Annotated in this window: 16 protein-coding genes and 1 pseudogene; 4 read left to right on the forward strand and 13 right to left on the reverse strand. The window is 53.6% G+C overall.

Annotated elements, in window-relative coordinates; genetic code table 11:
• Nucleotides 1-46: 46 nt before the first annotated feature.
• Nucleotides 47-742, forward strand: a complete 696-nt coding sequence (gene bioD / locus ACLJRS_RS03460; protein WP_000919233.1) for a dethiobiotin synthase — start codon at nucleotides 47-49, stop codon at nucleotides 740-742.
• Here bioD and clcB read toward each other — a convergent pair.
• The 11 genes and pseudogenes from clcB to ACLJRS_RS03515 form a co-directional block, all read right to left on the reverse strand.
• Nucleotides 698-1987, reverse strand: coding sequence for a voltage-gated ClC-type chloride channel ClcB (clcB, locus tag ACLJRS_RS03465; protein WP_000554904.1), 1290 nt, complete (start codon nucleotides 1985-1987; stop codon nucleotides 698-700). The genes bioD and clcB overlap by 45 nt on opposite strands.
• A 135-nt stretch (nucleotides 1988-2122) precedes the next feature.
• The gene (gene osmV, locus ACLJRS_RS03470; protein WP_000593088.1) at nucleotides 2123-3271 is read right to left on the reverse strand and encodes an osmoprotectant ABC transporter ATP-binding protein OsmV; all 1149 of its coding nucleotides are present in this window, start codon (nucleotides 3269-3271) and stop codon (nucleotides 2123-2125) included.
• On the reverse strand, nucleotides 3271-3918 hold the full coding sequence (osmW, locus tag ACLJRS_RS03475) for an osmoprotectant ABC transporter permease OsmW (RefSeq protein ID WP_000379677.1): 648 nt from the start codon (nucleotides 3916-3918) through the stop codon (nucleotides 3271-3273). Before osmW ends, osmV begins: the two co-directional genes overlap by 1 nt.
• A 9-nt stretch (nucleotides 3919-3927) precedes the next feature.
• Nucleotides 3928-4830 carry an osmoprotectant ABC transporter substrate-binding protein OsmX gene (gene osmX / locus ACLJRS_RS03480; protein ID WP_001211193.1) on the reverse strand — a complete coding sequence of 301 codons (903 nt, stop codon included), beginning with the start codon at nucleotides 4828-4830 and terminating at the stop codon, nucleotides 3928-3930.
• Between the two features lie 28 nt (nucleotides 4831-4858).
• Nucleotides 4859-5569 (reverse strand): osmoprotectant ABC transporter permease OsmY, encoded by a 711-nt coding sequence (gene osmY, locus ACLJRS_RS03485; protein WP_000557304.1) that lies wholly within the window; start codon nucleotides 5567-5569, stop codon nucleotides 4859-4861.
• A gap of 304 nt (nucleotides 5570-5873) precedes the next feature.
• Complete coding sequence (gene dmsD / locus ACLJRS_RS03490; protein ID WP_000206561.1) at nucleotides 5874-6488, reverse strand: Tat proofreading chaperone DmsD; 615 nt, start codon at nucleotides 6486-6488, stop codon at nucleotides 5874-5876.
• A gap of 42 nt (nucleotides 6489-6530) precedes the next feature.
• Entirely contained in the window at nucleotides 6531-7388 is an 858-nt protein-coding gene (locus ACLJRS_RS03495; RefSeq protein WP_000534700.1) for a dimethyl sulfoxide reductase anchor subunit family protein, read from the reverse strand.
• A 1-nt stretch (nucleotide 7389) separates the two neighbouring features.
• Nucleotides 7390-8007, reverse strand: coding sequence for a dimethylsulfoxide reductase iron-sulfur subunit DmsB (dmsB, locus tag ACLJRS_RS03500; protein ID WP_000213083.1), 618 nt, complete (start codon nucleotides 8005-8007; stop codon nucleotides 7390-7392).
• A 10-nt stretch (nucleotides 8008-8017) separates the two neighbouring features.
• Nucleotides 8018-10453, reverse strand: a complete 2436-nt coding sequence (ynfF, locus tag ACLJRS_RS03505; RefSeq protein WP_000705285.1) for a selenate/tellurate reductase subunit YnfF — start codon at nucleotides 10451-10453, stop codon at nucleotides 8018-8020.
• 98 nt (nucleotides 10454-10551) lie between these two features.
• Nucleotides 10552-12990, reverse strand: a pseudogene (gene ynfE / locus ACLJRS_RS03510) (selenate/tellurate reductase subunit YnfE).
• Nucleotides 12991-13146: 156 nt separating this feature from the next.
• Nucleotides 13147-13455: a DUF1161 domain-containing protein gene (locus ACLJRS_RS03515; protein WP_000975516.1), complete on the reverse strand. Its 309-nt coding sequence runs from the start codon at nucleotides 13453-13455 to the stop codon at nucleotides 13147-13149.
• A 103-nt stretch (nucleotides 13456-13558) separates the two neighbouring features.
• On the opposite strand from ACLJRS_RS03515, the gene ACLJRS_RS03520 reads away from it, so the two are divergent.
• Nucleotides 13559-14269 carry a YnfC family lipoprotein gene (locus ACLJRS_RS03520; RefSeq protein WP_000743122.1) on the forward strand — a complete coding sequence of 237 codons (711 nt, stop codon included), beginning with the start codon at nucleotides 13559-13561 and terminating at the stop codon, nucleotides 14267-14269.
• A gap of 40 nt (nucleotides 14270-14309) precedes the next feature.
• On the opposite strand, the gene speG is transcribed toward ACLJRS_RS03520, so the two are convergent.
• Together speG and ACLJRS_RS03530 are read right to left on the reverse strand one after the other, a co-directional pair.
• Nucleotides 14310-14870 (reverse strand): spermidine N1-acetyltransferase, encoded by a 561-nt coding sequence (speG, locus tag ACLJRS_RS03525; protein WP_000199997.1) that lies wholly within the window; start codon nucleotides 14868-14870, stop codon nucleotides 14310-14312.
• Between the two features lie 35 nt (nucleotides 14871-14905).
• On the reverse strand, nucleotides 14906-15247 hold the full coding sequence (locus tag ACLJRS_RS03530) for a DUF1283 family protein (RefSeq protein ID WP_001066440.1): 342 nt from the start codon (nucleotides 15245-15247) through the stop codon (nucleotides 14906-14908).
• A gap of 152 nt (nucleotides 15248-15399) precedes the next feature.
• Between ACLJRS_RS03530 and ACLJRS_RS03535 the strand changes: the two genes are divergently transcribed.
• Nucleotides 15400-15726 carry a YnfA family protein gene (locus tag ACLJRS_RS03535; protein WP_000921386.1) on the forward strand — a complete coding sequence of 109 codons (327 nt, stop codon included), beginning with the start codon at nucleotides 15400-15402 and terminating at the stop codon, nucleotides 15724-15726.
• A gap of 121 nt (nucleotides 15727-15847) precedes the next feature.
• Entirely contained in the window at nucleotides 15848-17062 is a 1215-nt protein-coding gene (gene rspA / locus ACLJRS_RS03540; RefSeq protein ID WP_000706269.1) for a starvation-sensing protein RspA, read from the forward strand.
• Nucleotides 17063-17068 lie beyond the last annotated feature (6 nt).

Below are 17068 nucleotides of genomic sequence, written 5' to 3' on the forward strand. Positions count from 1 at the left end.
TTATTTTCCTGGCTTATATTTTCGAAGCATAACGGTGGAGTTAGTGATGCTGAAGCGTTTCTTTATTACAGGTACAGACACTTCTGTTGGGAAGACGGTGGTTTCCCGCGCATTACTACAAGCGTTAGCGTCGAGTGGTAAGAGCGTTGCAGGGTATAAACCTGTCGCTAAAGGGAGCAAAGAGACTGCAGAAGGGATGCGCAACAAAGATGCGCTGGTATTGCAAAGCGTCTCTTCGCTGGAGTTGCCGTATGAGGCGATTAATCCGATCGCGTTAAGCGAAGAAGAAAGCAGCGTCGCGCATAGCTGTCCTATAAATTACACCTTGCTGTCCAACGGTCTGGCGAGCCTGAGCGATAAAGTGGACCACGTTGTTGTGGAGGGCACTGGTGGCTGGCGTAGTTTGATGAATGATTTACGTCCATTGTCTGAATGGGTGGTACAGGAACAGTTACCGGTATTGATGGTGGTAGGGATTCAGGAGGGGTGCATTAATCATGCGCTACTGACTGCGCAAGCTGTCGCTAATGATGGACTGCCCTTAATTGGCTGGGTGGCGAATCGTATCAATCCTGGCCTGGCGCATTATGCTGAAATTATTGATGTGCTTGGGAAAAAACTGCCAGCGCCGCTGATTGGCGAGCTACCGTACCTGCCGCGCGCCGAGCAGCGTGAGCTGGGGCAGTATATTCGTTTGTCAATGCTCGGCAGCGTGCTGGCGGTAGATAGAATCATGGCGTAACGTTCGCGAGAGCACTGACGCGACTACACAGGCAATCAGCAGACCGGGGAGTAACTGATACTCGCCGGTCATTTCACAAATCATCAGGGTGGACATTATCGGCGCATGGGTTGTCGCCGCCAGTAGCGTCGCCATACCCGCCAGCCCCAATAAAATCGCTATTTCATCCGAGCCTGGCAGCCAGAATCCCCATATCCGACCCAGAAACATTCCAATTGATAATCCGACAAATAATGTTGGCGTAAAGACGCCGCCCGGCGCGCCAGACCCGCTGCTGGCGAGCACAGCCAGGATTTTGCACGCAAAAATTCCGCCAATCAGCAAGAATAGCGGCGGGGAGAGCAGAAATGATTGTACGACGCTATAGCCGTTTCCCCATACCGTGGGCGTGAGTAACGACAGTAATCCGACAATAAGCCCGCCCAGCGCCAGTTGCCAGGGCGGGGACAGTTTTAAGCGTAAGAAACTATTATGGCTGGCCGTCATCAGCCACATCAGCAATGGGCCGCACAGACCGGCGACCAGGCCGGTACTGACTATCATGACGTACTCCCGCGCGTGGAGATCAACGGTCAGATGTACGGTATAGAGTAGTGAATCGCTACCGTTTAATAGATGGGTGGTTAGCAGGGCGACGACGGCGGAAACGACAACCGGGCCGAGGGAAGCCAGCATTAAGGTACCGAACAGGATTTCCGCGATAAACAGGCTGCCCGCCAGCGGCGCATGGTAAGCGCCCGCCATGCCCGCAGCGGCGCCGCTGGCGATCCATAATTTCCATTCCTCACGCGGCGTGAAGCGTCGGGCAAAGCTGGATGCCGCCAGCGCGGCGAGGAGGATCATTGCGCCTTCGCGACCAATTGCGCTGCCGCTGACCACGACCAGCAGCGAGGCCAGCGATTTCACCAGACTGGCGCCAACGTCAAATTGCCCGTCGGTTTGCAATGCTTCCATATAGTCAGTGGGCGCATGGGGGCGCTGTTGGTTCATTTTTTGCCACCCCCACAGCAACAGACCAGCGGCCAGGCCGCCAAGCGCCGGCGTAATCAGCCGTCGCCAGGGCGAAAGCCCCTCAGCCGCATTCACCAGACTGCCGGTGTCATTACTCAGGAAAATCCACTCCAGCAATTGCATCGCATGACGGAAGGCGGCGACAGCCAGCGCCGCGAGAATACCGATGAGCGTAGCGATCAGCAGGCGACGAAACATCGCGCGCAGATCCGGGTAAGCGTGTAAACGATGCATGAGCGGGTAAACAGGGAGTTTCAGGATAGCCTATTCTGCGGGGAAATGGCGTCAGACGCAAAAGCACTATGTGCGATATAATATTGCGTACAATAATGATATTGCCGGATAGCGAGAGGCCATCCGGCGGCAGCGTTAGCTGTTTTCGTGAATATTTAGCGCCCGACGCGTGCGGCCTGAGCTGAGATAATCGGCGATGTAATCCTGAGAGATTTCACCGTTATAGCGTCCGTCTTCATCAACGATCGGCATCCAGCTGGTATTACTTTCGTACAATCTGGACAGCACAATACGCAGATTATCTTCCGCTTTGCCCGTAATACGGAAAGGATGGGTGATATCGGCGCAGATTCCGCTGGCGTTCCGAGCCTCCCGGCGCTTCACAAATCCCAGTGGCTTACCGTCGTTGTCAATGACGGTAATGGCGCGAATATCGTGATCATCCATAATGCCGAACGCCTCGCTTAACGGCATGGAAGGCCGCGCGGTAATGGTTGGCTGTTGGTCGGTCACATCGCCCGCGGAGACCAGTAGCAAACGCTTTAACGTTCTGTCCTGACCGACAAACGACCCGACAAACTCGTTAGCCGGTTTGGCCAGCAGTTCATCAGGACTGGCGCACTGTACAATTCGCCCCTGACGGAACACGGCGATACGGTCGCCGAGTTTTAGCGCTTCGTCGATATCATGGCTGACCAGCATCACGGTCTTTTTTAGCTTACGCTGCATATCCAGAAACTGGTTCTGGATCACTTCGCGGTTAATGGGGTCCACCGCGCCGAAGGGCTCATCCATCAGCAGTACCGGCGGATCGGCGGCCAGAGCGCGGATCACGCCAATGCGCTGCTGCTGTCCCCCGGACATCTCCTTTGGATAGCGATGCAGAAATTTTCTGGCATCCAGCGCCACCATGTCCATCAACTCTTCGGCGCGTTGCTTGCAGCGCGCTTTGTCCCAACCCAACATGCGCGGCACAACGGTAATATTTTCTTCAATCGTCATATTAGGAAACAGGCCGATTTGTTGGATAACATACCCAATATTGCGGCGTAGCGTTACCGTATCCATATCGTTGGTATTCTCGCCGTTGATAAGAATATTACCGCTGCTGGGCGCGATCAGCCGGTTGATCATCTTTAACGTGGTGGTTTTGCCGCAGCCGGAGGGACCGAGTAAGACGCACATTTCGCCTTCCGGCACGTTCAGGTTGACGTTGTCGACGGCTTTTAGCGGCTGACCCTTTTTCTGTACAAATTGTTTGGTGAGATTTTCCAGTTTTATCATTATCGTATCCCCTTAGGTGTCAGTACGACTTGCAGACGATGCAACAGCCAGTCAAGTACAATTGCCAGTAGACAGATCATCAGCGCGCCGGCAATTAACATGCGAATATCGCTGCCGCTAATGCCGTTTAACAGTAGCAGCCCCAGACCACCAGCGCCGATAACCGCGGCAATCGCCATCACGCCGATATTCATCACTACCGCGGTGCGGATACCCCCGAAAATAACCGGTAGGGCCATTGGGATTTCGACCCAGCGCAGCCGTTGCCAGAAAGTCATACCGATGCCGCGTCCCGCTTCACGCAGACCGGGCGGCAAACTATCAAGCGCAGTATGGGTATTCCGGACAATCGGCAGTAAAGAGTAGAGAAAAACGGCCGTCACAGCGGGCAGAACGCCAATACCATGCCCGATCAGCGAAAAGAGCGGGATCATTAATCCAAACAGCGCGATAGACGGAATGGTAAGAAGTAGCGTGGCGGCGCCCAATACCGGCGTTGCCAGCCATTTGTGGCGTACAATCAAAACGCCTAACGGTACGCCGATGATAATCGCCAGACCGACGGCCAGCGCGACCAGCCAGAGATGCTGAAAGGTAAGGCTGGCGAGATAGCCTGCGTTATCCAGCATATAATGTATCGTATCCATAGGCGCTCCTTACAGCAGACCTTTGTCCTGCAAAAATTGATGGGCTACCTGTTGCGGCGTGCGATGCTCGATATCGACCTGGGCGTTTAGGGTCGATATCACATCGTTATTGAGCAGGCCGGAAAGGGTGTTTAAGGCGTCATCAAGGCCAGGATTGGCCTCCAGCACCTCTTTACGCACCACGGGCGTGACAGCGTAACTTGGAAAGAAGCCTTTATCATCTTCCAGCACTTTCAGATCAAACCCTTTCACCCGTCCGTCGGTGGTATAGACCAGCCCGGCGTCAACCAGTCCATCCCGAACGGCGTTATAGACCAGCCCTGGGTCCATCTGTCGTATTTGCGGGCGATCAAGCTGCATTTGGTAGGCTTGCTGAAGGGGCTTCATCCCATCGCTGCGCCCGGCAAATTCCAGATCGAGACCGAGCATCCAGTTGTGGTCAGGATCGTTCTGCCGGACCTGTTCGATTTTTGCCACCATTTGCGAGATGGTGGTGATATTTTCCGACTCGGCGCGTTTGCGCTGCATCGCGAACGCGTAAGTATTGTTCATGTCAGCCGGTTTGAGCCATACCAGGCCCAGCTTCGCATCCAGGCGTTTTACCGTGTCGTAGGTTTCCTGTGGACTCATGCGCTTATCGATACGGTTGAAAATAATCAGCGATGTACCGGTGTATTCCCAGGTAATATCAATTTGTTTATTCACCATCGCATTACGTGAAATCACCGCGGCGATATTGGTTTGCGGCTGAACCTGAAAGCCTTTCTTCTGCAAATACTGAACGGTCATAGCGGAAAGAATATGCTGCTCGGTAAAGCTTTTGGTGGCGAGAACCAGCGGCGCGGCCTGCGTCTGGCTACTGAACAACAGCGTTGCGGCAAGCCATCCCAACAGGTGTTTTTTGAATCTCATTTAACGCTCCTTATTGTTATTTATGCGTTCAGACGGTATGAGGGCTAAGGCGTCGCCCAAACCAGGCAAGCAGAGTGTCAAGAATCAGCGCGAATAACGCCGTGGCCGTTGCGCCGAGGATCAACGTCGGAAAATCGTTGAGATAAATTCCCGGGAAAATCAGCTCGCCGTAGCTGCTGGCGCCAATCAGAAAGGCCAGCGGCGCGGTGCCGACATTGATGGCGGTCGCGATGCGAATACCGGACAGCATCACTGGCCACGCATTAGGTAGCTCTACCTGGCGAAGCCGCTGCCATTTTGTCATCCCAATCCCGTTCGCCGCTTCAATCAGTGAGGCGGGAACGGAACAGAGGCCCGCATAGGTATTGCGGACGATAGGCAGAAGAGAAGCCAGAAATAGCGCGACAATGGCGGGCGTATCGCCGATCCCGATAATCACCATCGCTAAGGCCAGAACGGCCAGCGGCGGCAAGGTATTACCAACATTAAAGATTTGCATGACATATTCAGCAAATCCTTTTGCCGCAGGTCGGCTGAGTAAAATCCCGCTCGGGATACCGACCAGTAAAGCAAAAAACATGGACGTAAAGACCAGCATCAAATGCCGTTGCCCGAGATACAGCAGATCGACCTGACGCGCTTTCAGCGTCTCCAGACCGATTCCCCAGATAAACAGCGCCAGTAACAGCAAAATGACGATAGTGAACCCAAGTACACGTTTTAGGGTGAGGGTGTGCATTGCGGTGTGTCTCCCTGTTTGCATGTGTTATGGCGACGTTAAGAGTCGCGTGTTGTTATGCCATGTTCCGGCAGGGTACTTTGAGCTATAGCAACAGGTTGGGAAGGATTCCAGCGAAGCGTGATGTTTAACACTATTAAACATCTATTAACAATTATGCTTTGCCCTTATGCGGCTTAGCGTAAACACTCACGATAAAGAATTATCTTAAAAACAGAAACGTAGTGTGACGTTGTCACTTTTTGTAGATAAAAATAGGCCGCAATGGGAGAAAAGGCAGGTAAAATCCTGCCTTTTGTGGGGATTAACGGAATAACGGTTTTACAGCGACGGGAATAATAAGTTGAGCTTGCCATTGCGCCAGAGTCAGACGCGCCAGTTGCCCCAACGCCTGATAAAACGGATGCCCGGCATGATCGATAAATACGTCCAGAAAGCGGGACGACCACGGAAACAGATGCCAGGCCAGGAGTTGTTCGCATTCATGATGACGATCATTCTCGGCAAGCCAGGCCGCCAGCAGCAACAGCGACCCAAAATGATCTTCTGGCTCGTTTTGTTGCATTTCAAACTGAATTCCGTTTTCGCGCATCCACTGACGTAGCGCCAGCGTAGAATCGCCAAATAATACGCTCTCACGATCCAGCCAGACGGAACCCCACGGCGGAGACGGCAGAGCGTAAGGGCCGATAAACAGACGCTGCCAGGCCTGTGGCAACGACTCTTCGCTGTGGGTCTTAAACATAGCCGCCACAGGCGCAAGCGCCTCGGCATCAAGCGGCCACTGCGCCTGCCAGTCGTCGTTTAATAGCGCCTGGACCAGAGGAGCGGTTTCGTGGCTTTCCGGCGAATAATAAAACAACGCGCCAAGAACACGCGCCGTTACTGCAAAATCATCACGTTGTAAAAAAGTGGTCATTCAAACAATCCCGAAAGGTGCGGGTCGCCCCGCACGCATAAATTAACCTGCGACGGCCATACCTACGGTCATATGCAGGCCATAAAAAAGTCCGCGGCCAATAATTTCGCCTGCCAGCACCAGCACGACACCGAGCAGCAAACCAACGGTATGCGGTTCGCGGCGACGGATTAGCGGACATAGCCAGCAGCCTAATCCGGCAGCAAGCAAGACAATGCGCCAGACCTGTAGCATACCGTAATCCGGCGCGAGATGGCTGGCCTGTTGCACGGAACTGTGAATGGTTGAGAGAGACAGTCCTTGTAGTACGATGACCGTCACGCACACCACCAATGCCAGGCCGCTAATACTGGCAAACGTCACGCTGCAAAATGGGACGCGCGCGATGCGTAGCAGTAACGCCGCAAACACCGGGCCGCACAGGAATGCCGTGAGGAAAAAGGCCAGCGTGGTGTAGCCATTATACCAGGTTGGCACGGTATCTATCTGATAAACGAGCGTCATTGCCCAGATGAATGCAACGCCGAGCGCCATACTGACCAGCAGCCACACTTTACCCAGCGCCGGGGGCATTTTACCGAGTACCGCCACCAGCCACCAGATGCCGCCTACGGCAAAGAACACCGATCCTGCGGCGATTTCATTACTCAGTGCGGAAGCGCCTACGCGGTTAAGCGAGTTAAACGCGCGCATCGGCGAGCCGAGATGCATAATCGACGCGAGGAATCCCAGTCCCATCACCAGCCACAGAAAAAACATGCTGCGCACGATGCGCTGACGGGCGATGGTATCGTCTTTTGCCGTCAGCCAGCCCAGTCCGCTAACGATTAACGCGCCGACCACGCACTGACCAAAGACCGTGAAGATCATCAACGGCCATTCATGCCATCCACTTCCCATCTTATACCTCCTTCGGATTGGCCAGATAACCGGTAGTGTCCCCGGTCGGGCGGCTGTTGGCGTTGGGTTTAATCACAATATTCGGCTTCGTGAAATGCGCGCGCGGCAGCGGCGCGACGGCAGCCAGCTCACCGTGTTTTTTACGCAGTTCGTCTATCGGGCCAAAATCCAGCGCCCGCAGCGGGCAGGACTCCACGCAGATAGGCTTTTTGCCGTCAGCGACCCGGTCATAACAGCCGTCGCACTTGGTCATATGACCTTTGGCCGCGTTGTACTGCGGCGCGCCGTACGGGCAGGCCATGTGGCAGTAGCGACAGCCGATACAGACGTCTTCATCCACCACCACAAAACCGTCATTGCGCTTGTGCATCGCGCCGCTCGGGCAGACTTTGGTACAGGCCGGGTCTTCGCAGTGGTTACAGGAGATGGAGAGATAGTAGGCAAAGACGTTCTGGTGCCAGACGCCGTTATCTTCCTGCCAGTCGCCACCTGCGTATTCATATATCCGCCGGAAACTGACGTCGGGAGTGAGATCTTTGTAGTCCTTGCAGGCCAGTTCGCAGGTTTTGCAACCGGTGCAACGACTGGAATCAATAAAAAATCCATACTGGGTTGTCATCGGTTACTCCTTACGCCTTTTCAACCTGAACAAGATTACTGTGTGACGGATTACCTTTCGCCAGTGGGGAAGGCCGGTGCGACGTCAGAATGTTAATGGAGCCGCCGCGATCGATTTTGTCGCCAAACATGTCGGCATTTAACCAGGCGCCCTGGCCGATAGCGGTGACGCCAGGCAATATGCGCGGCGTGACTTTTGCCGGAATGAGCATCTCTCCGTTCTGGTTAAAGACCCGCACGGTGTCGCCGTGCTGAATGCCGCGCGCTTGCGCATCAATCGGGTTGATCCAGATCTCCTGCGGACACGCCTGTTGCAGGACGTCGATATTGCCGTAGCTGGAGTGGGTACGCGCTTTATAGTGGAAGCCGGTTAGCTGTAGCGGGTAGCGCTGACGAAGCGGATCGTCCCAACCGTCAAAGCCTGGCGTATAGGCGGGTAAAGGATGGATAATCTCATCTTTCTTCAGCTCCCACGTGTTGGCGAGGGTTGCCAGACGCTCGGAATAGATTTCGATTTTACCGGACGGCGTTTTCAGTGGGTTGGCGGCAGGGTCTTCGCGGAAGGCGCGGAAAGCGACGTAGTGCTCCTCCGGACATTTTTTCTTGAAAATCCCTGTTTGTTTCATCTCTTCGTAATCCGGCATTTCCGGGTTACGCGCTTTGGTTTTTGCGTGCAGGTATTTGACCCACTCATGCTGCGTGCGGCCTTCTGTGAAGGTCTGGTATACGTCCGGACCAAGCCGTTTAGCCACTTCACTGAGCGTCCAGTAAATGGGCTTTCTTTCAAATTTCGGCGAGGTGGCGGGCTGACCAAGAATGACATAGCCCATATTGCCTGCGGATTCGTGGGAAATCAGATCTTCCTGCTCGGTCGGCATTAAATCAGGCAGCAGAATGTCGCAATATTTTGCCGACGCGGTCATAAAGTGCTCGATGCCGACGATCATTTCACATTTACTGTCGTCCTGAAGCACCTCGTGGGTGTGGGCGATATCGCCATGCTGATTGATCAGCGTATTACTGGCGTAGCACCACAAAAATTTGATCGGCACGTCGAGCTTGTCTTTTCCCCGCACGCCGTCGCGTGTGGCGGTCATTTCCGCGCCATGATCGATAGCGTCGGTCCAGGTAAAGACCGAAATCTGGGTTTTTACCGGGTTCTCCAGCATAGAAAACCATTCGACGCCCAGATCCCAGGTGCCTTCGCGCACGCCGGAATTACCGCCATTTATGCCGACGTTACCGGTGAGTACAGACAGCATGGCGATTGCGCGTGCGGTCTGCTCCCCGTTAGAGTGGCGTTGCGGTCCCCAGCCCTGGCAAATGTAAGCCGGTTTCGCCGAGCCGATTTCCCGCGCCAGTTGAATGATTTTTTCCGCCGGAATACTGGTAATCTGCGCGGCCCATTGCGGCGTTTTAGCAATACCGTCGTCGCCCTGACCCAAAATATAGGCTTTATAGTGCGCGTTACGCGGGGCCGAGGCGGGCAGAGTGGTTTCGTCGTAGCCGATGCAGTATTTATCCAGAAACGGTTTATCAATAAGATCTTCGGTAATCAGCACCCAGCCGATTGCCGCCGCCAGCGCGCCATCGGTACCTGGGCGAATCGGCAGCCACTCGTCTTCGCGGCCGGCGGCAGTGTCGTTATAACGCGGGTCAATCACGATCATCCTGGCGTTGGAGCGCTCGCGCGCCTGTTCGACATAGTATGTCACGCCGCCGCCGCTCATACGTGTTTCCGCGGGGTTATTGCCAAACATCACCACCAGTTTTGTATTGGCGATATCATCCGGACTGTTGCCGTCATTGCCGCCGAACATATAGCTCATGGCCGCGCTGATTTGGGCGGTGCTGTAGCTACCGTAACGGCTGAGATAGCCGCCGCAGGCGTTCATCAGGCGATACGGTACGTTAGAATTGGTAATATTGCCGCCGTCCACGCCGGTACCGTAAAGCACATGTACCGCTTCGTTGCCGTAGTCCTTGAGGATACGTTTCAGGTTATCGCCGATGGTATCCAACGCTTCATCCCAACTGATACGTTCGAATTTGCCTTCTCCTCGTTTACCAACGCGTTTCATCGGATATTTCAGGCGATCGGGATGATTCATCCGGCGACGAATAGAACGACCGCGCAGGCAGGCGCGTACCTGATGGTTGCCATATTCATCGTTGCCCGTGGTATCTGATTCAACCCAATATACGGTGTCATCTTTTACGTGCAGGCGCAGCAGGCAGCGGCTGCCGCAGTTAACGGTACATGAACTCCAGACCGCTTTTTCTGCCACATTGCCGGATGCGAGGTCTGCTGCGGCGTGGGCGATGCGGGAGAACGGAAGGGTGAAAGCGCTACTGGCAAGCGCAAGGCTACCGATAGCGGAGGTTTTCACCAGGCTTCGTCGGCTGATACTGGCCGCCATTAATGCCTCAGGGTTGGTGATTTTCATAACAGCTCACTATGCTCATCCAAAAAAGAGTTTTAAATGTCGTTGTGTTCGCAAAACGGGGAGCTCCGGGCGCGTAAAAACGTCCCGGAGCAGGCGGCTTAGATTTTTTCGATTTCCACCAGATTTGTATGTTGAGGATTCCCTTTTGCCAGGGGGGAAGGACGCAGCGTCGTGAGCGTATTGATGCAGGCGCCGTGGTCAATTTTATCGCCAGCCATATCCGCATTATGCCATGCGCCCTGACCCATCGCGCTGACGCCCGGCAGAATACGCGGCGTGACTTTGGCGGGTAGACGCACCTCTCCACGATCGTTAAAGACGCGAACCTTATCGCCATTCGCGATACCGCGTTTTTGCGCATCGAGCGGATTTATCCACACCTCCTGGCGACAGGCGGCCTGCAGAACATCAATATTGCCGTAGCTTGAATGGGTACGGGATTTATAGTGAAAGCCAAACAGCTGTAGCGGGAAGGTGCTCCGCTTCGGATCGTCCCATCCTTCAAAAGTAGGGGTATAAATCGGCAGTGGGCTTATCACGTCGCCTTCCGCCAGCTCCCAGGTACTGGCGATGTGAGCGAGTTGGCTCGAGTAGATTTCGATTTTACCGGACGGCGTTTTTAACGGATTGGCCTGCGGATCTTCACGAAATTTTTTATAGGCGACAAAGTGGCCGTTGGGATCTTTGCGTTTATAGATGCCCATTTTTTTCAGATCGTCATACGCGGGCAATGCCGGATCTCTTGCCTGCATTTTGGCGTACAGATATTGCAGCCATTGCGCCTGGGTACGGCCTTCGGTAAACCGCTGATACACATCGTCGCCGAGGCGTCTGGCGATTTCGCTGAGTACCCAGTAGATGGGCTTGCGTTCAAACTTAGGCGTCGTCGCCGGTTGGATAAAAATCAGATATCCCATATTGCCGGCGTAATCATTGGGGATGATATCTTCCTGTTCGACGGTCATGAGATCCGGCAGTAAAATATCGGCGTACTTCGCGGAAGAGGTCATAAAATTGTCGATGACCACAATCATTTCGCATTTCGTTTCATCCTGAAGAATTTCATGGGTTTTATTAATATCCGAATGCTGATTAATCAGGGTGTTGCCAGCGTAGTTCCATAGAAATTTGATCGGGACATCCAGCTTATCTTTGCCGCGTACGCCGTCGCGCAGGGCGGTCATTTCCGGGCCGCGCGCAATGGCGTCCGTCCAGCTAAAGCAGGAGATGGCGGTTTTAACGGGATTCTCCAGGACCGGCAGACGTTCAATGGTAATGGTGTAAGTGGATTCGCGTGCGCCGCTATTACCGCCATGAATGCCGACGTTGCCGGTCAGAATCGGTAACATGGCGATAGCGCGAGCGGTTTGTTCGCCGTTCGCCTGACGCTGCGGGCCCCAACCCTGGCAGATGTAGGCCGGCTTGACGCTGCCTATCTCGCGCGCCAGTTTGATAATCCGATCGGCGGGGATGCCGGTAATATGCGATGCCCACTGCGGCGTTTTGGCGATACCGTCTTCGCCCTGGCCCAAAATATAAGCCTTATAATGGCCATTGGGGGGCGCGTCAGCCGGAAGGGTCTTTTCATCGTAGCCGATGCAATAGTTGTCGAGAAAAGGCTGGTCAACGAGATTTTCGTTAATCAATACCCAGGCAATTCCCGCCACCAGCGCGGCGTCGGTGCCGGGGCGAATCGGTATCCACTCGTCTTCACGTCCGGCAGCGGTATCGGTATAGCGCGGATCTATTACGATCATGCGCGCATTTGAGCGTTCACGCGCTTGCTCCAGAAACCAGGTAATGCCGCCGCCGCTCATGCGTATTTCAGCCGGATTATTGCCGAACATGACCACCAGTTTACTGTTTTCGATATCAGATGTGCTGTTGCCGTCGTTGGAGCCATAGGTGTAGGGCATGGCGCAAGAAATTTGCGCGGTACTGTATGAGCCGTATTGATTCAACGAACCGCCGTAGCAGTTCATCAAACGCTTCACCGGCGAGGCGGAAGGCGACGAGCGGGTTATGTTGCCGCCTACGATGCCGGATGAATAGTGGATATAAACGGCTTCATTGCCGTAGGTCTCCACGGTCTTTTTCAGGCTGGCGCTAATGGTGTCCAGTGCTTCCTGCCAGCTAATGCGTTCAAATTTGCCTTCGCCGCGGCGGCCAACGCGTTTCATGGGATAGTTAAGGCGATCCGGATGGTTAATACGCCGACGGATTGAACGGCCCCGCAGGCAGGCGCGAACCTGATGATTGCCGTAGACATCGTCGCCAGTGTTATCAGTTTCAACCCACCAGACTTCATTATCTTTTACATGCAGACGCAGGGCGCAGCGACTGCCGCAGTTGACCGAACAGGCGCCCTAGACGATTTTATCTTCTTCGTTGCGCATAGCCTGCTGCACCGCCGCGGCCGCGGTACGCATCCCAAACGGTAAAGATACGCCTCCGGCAGCCAGCGCCAGTGAGCCAAGCGCCGCTGATTTCACTAACGTCCTGCGGCTAACGCCTGTTTGTTGCTTTTCTCCGGGCATCACTCACTCCATTGTCGTTATTATTTCGCTATATATTGATAACTATAACGAAATTATTAACATGCTAATGATGTAATGAGTTTACCCCTTTAGGAGTAAGGATTATTAATCCATGTCAAAGAGCGTTACCCTCCGGACCCGGAGGGCAGGAGGAGGTTATTGCGGTTCGGCGGATGAACCGTCCTGAGCGGGAGAGGTATTGGCTGGCGCATTGCCGCTGCTGGTGCGGGTATAAAGAATTTTATGCGTGTCGTTCGCGCAATGGCCCACCACCTGTGAGTCCGGCTGATCGGCCTGGTCGTTAGGAACGATAGTGAGCGTAAAATTATCCGCCGGCACGCCGTTATTGATGATACGTTGTTCAATATCGCTTTTTACTCTCTCGCACGATCCCGGTGCCGCCATCACCAGCGAGGGGGCGCTAACTAACGCCAGAGCGGCTATTGCAGTTGCGATTTTCATCATGAACTCCTGTGATTAATGACGATGTTCTAAGCTTAGCATTTTTCGTGTAAATAACTGTATTTGCTAATATGATGATAAATATCTTTTCATCCTGGTGATACGTGTGAAGAAACCCCTTTTACTGACGTTATTGTGCATGATACTGGCAGGTTGTGATAACCCGAAATCCCTTGAGTCTTTTACGCCGGAAATGGCCAGTTTTTCGAACGAATTTGATTTTGATCCATTACGTGGTCCGGTAAAGGATTTCAGCCAGACATTGATGAGTGAGAATGGCGAAGTGGCGAAGCAGGTCACCGGTACGCTTTCACAGGAAGGCTGTTTTGATACGCTTGAGTTACACGATCTGGAGAATAATACGGGGCTGGCGCTCGTGCTGGATGCCAATTATTACCGGGATGCTCAGACGCTGGAAAAAAAGGTGCAGTTACAGGGGAAGTGCCAGCTGGCGGCGTTGCCTTCGGCGGGCGTGACCTGGGAAACGGACGACAACGGTTTTGTGGTATCGGCGACGGGCAAAGAGATGAAGGTCGAGTACCGCTATGATAGCGAAGGCTATCCGTTAGGTAAGACAACCATAAACTCGCAGAATACGCTCTCTGTGACGGCAAAACCCTCCGCGGACCCGCGTAAAAAGCTGGATTATACGGCAGTCAGCCGGGTGGATGATCGACAGGTCGGCAACGTCACACAGAGCTGCGAATATGATGCGTACGCGAACCCTGTTGACTGCCGGCTTGTTATCGTCGATGAGAGCGTTAAGCCGGCAGTGTCCCACCATTACACCATTAAAAATCGTATCGATTACTACTAAACCGGGCGCGGTGCGACTCTCCGTGACTACCGCGCCGCGTTTACTGCGCGGTGGGTTTCAGGAGTGTAGAACCGGACGTTTTATGTTCATCCAGATACTGCTGCTGGAAGATACACATGCGGATGGTGTTACGGTATTCGCCGTTAATGAAGAACTCATGAATCAGCTCGCCTTCTACTCTAAACCCGAGTTTACGGTAGATGTGAATCGCTTTTTCATTCTCTTTATCGACGATCAAATACAATTTATAGAGATTGAGTACGGTAAATCCGTAATCCATCGCCAGTTTGGCCGCGCGTGACGCCAGGCCTTTTCCCTGGTACTCCGGCGAGATAATAATCTGAAATTCCGCCCGCCGATGCACATGGTTAATTTCCACCAGTTCTACCAGCCCGGCGTTTTCACCGTCGCATTCGACGACAAAGCGCCGTTCGCTTTGGTCGTGGATGTGTTTGTCGTAGAGATCCGACAGTTCGACAAAAGCCTCATACGGCTCTTCAAACCAGTAACGCATAACGCTGGCATTATTATCAAGCTGGTGGACAAATCGTAAATCTTCACGCTCAAGCGGGCGCAGTCTGACCTTGTAGTCACTTGTCATACTGTATCCTTACACTTCCTTTTAGTTATCCTGCATCAGGGCGTAATAACGCGACCTGTACGACGATCCAGACACCGCAGCGTATTGGGCTCCCAATAGGCGTTGATGTTGGCGCTTTGCTCGCATTTATCGCGGTTATCAAAGGCGGCATCGGCTTTGTCCCACTCTTTTTCTGCGCGGGTATTCACTTTCTGGCGCAGACTGCGAGTGTCGTTCCATTGTTCCTTTTCCATCGCCGCTTCCTGACGACTTTGTGCGCTATCTCCCGATTCAATCACCAGTTTACTGGTTTCAGCGAATGCGGAAGTAGTATATACAACGGCCGCCAACGTAAGCATTGCCGTCAGGCACAGGCGTTTGCTCAGCGTATTGTTCATCACAACATCCTTTCATTAGAGGGGAAAAAGCGGTAAACCACCTGTAAATTCTACACCAATCCTTATGCCTGGCATATACACAAGAATGGCCGGATAACCGTAACGATATTCTGTTGTATTATCACTTATCATTTCGTAACCAAATGAATCTCATGCTAAAGACGACTCTGCTTTTCTTTGTCACCGCCCTCTGTGAAATCATTGGATGTTTTCTTCCCTGGCTATGGATTAAGCGCAGCGCCAGCGTGTGGTGGCTTCTGCCCGCTGCCGCGTCACTCGCGTTATTCGTCTGGCTTTTGACCTTGCATCCGGCGGCGAGTGGGCGGGTTTATGCGGCTTACGGTGGGGTATATGTCTGTACTGCGCTCCTGTGGTTACGTGTTGTCGATGGCGTCCGGCTCACGGTTTATGACTGGTGCGGCGCGCTGATCGCGCTGTGTGGAATGCTGATTATCGTCGTCGGATGGGGACGTACGTAACATTGCCGCGCGACCAGAACATTTTGTGATCTGGCAGCGCTTTTTACATCAATATACTTGTATGGTAGTAGCTCAGTTGGGTAAATTTCCTGCATCCCATAATGCGATGTAAGGAATAAACATGAAGATTGTAGGGGCTGAAGTTTTTGTTACGTGTCCAGGGCGTAACTTCGTCACCTTAAAGATAACCACGGAAGACGGGATCACCGGTCTGGGGGATGCCACCCTGAACGGACGCGAGCTCCCGGTGGCCTCGTACCTTACCGATCACCTGTGCCCACAGCTCATCGGGCGGGATGCTCGCCGCATCGAAGATATCTGGCAGTTCTTCTACAAAGGCGCGTACTGGCGCCGTGGCCCTGTCACCATGTCCGCCATTTCCGCGGTTGATATGGCGCTATGGGATATTAAAGCCAAAGCCGCCAATATGCCGTTGTATCAGTTACTCGGCGGCGCTTCGCGTGAAGGCGTCATGGTGTATTGCCATACCACAGGCCACACCATCGACGATGTGCTGGAAGACTACGCGCGTCATAAAGAGCAAGGGTTCAAAGCAATCCGCGTGCAGTGCGGCGTTCCGGGGATGAAAACCACCTACGGCATGGCGAAAGGCAAGGGGCTGGCCTATGAGCCCGCGACAAAAGGCCAGTGGCCGGAAGAACAATTGTGGTCAACGGAAAAGTATCTCGATTTTACGCCAAAGCTGTTTGACGCCGTGCGTAATACGTTCGGGTTTAATGAACATCTTCTGCACGATATGCATCACCGACTGACGCCTATTGAGGCTGCCCGCTTTGGCAAAAGTATTGAAGACTATCGTTTGTTCTGGATGGAAGACCCGACGCCGGCTGAAAATCAGGCGTGCTTCCGCCTCATCCGCCAGCATACGGTCACGCCGATTGCCGTAGGCGAAGTCTTTAACAGTATCTGGGATTGCAAACAGCTCATTGAAGAGCAATTGATTGACTATATCCGCACCACGCTTACCCATGCCGGTGGTATTACCGGGATGCGCCGCATTGCTGATTTTGCCTCGCTCTACCAGGTGCGTACCGGTTCGCATGGGCCGTCCGATCTGTCGCCGGTTTGTATGGCCGCTGCATTACATTTCGACCTGTGGGTGCCTAACTTTGGTGTGCAGGAGTTTATGGGCTACTCCGAACAGATGCTGGAGGTTTTCCCGCATAACTGGACGTTCGAGGGCGGCTATATGCATCCGGGCGACAAGCCAGGACTGGGCATTGAGTTCGATGAAAAACTGGCGGCGAAATATCCGTACGATCCAGCCTATTTGCCGGTGGCCCGCCTGGAAGACGGCACACTGTGGAACTGGTAAGGAGCG

It is taken from the genome of Salmonella sp. SAL00670, assembly GCF_046552235.1.
Lineage (GTDB): Bacteria > Pseudomonadota > Gammaproteobacteria > Enterobacterales > Enterobacteriaceae > Salmonella > Salmonella enterica.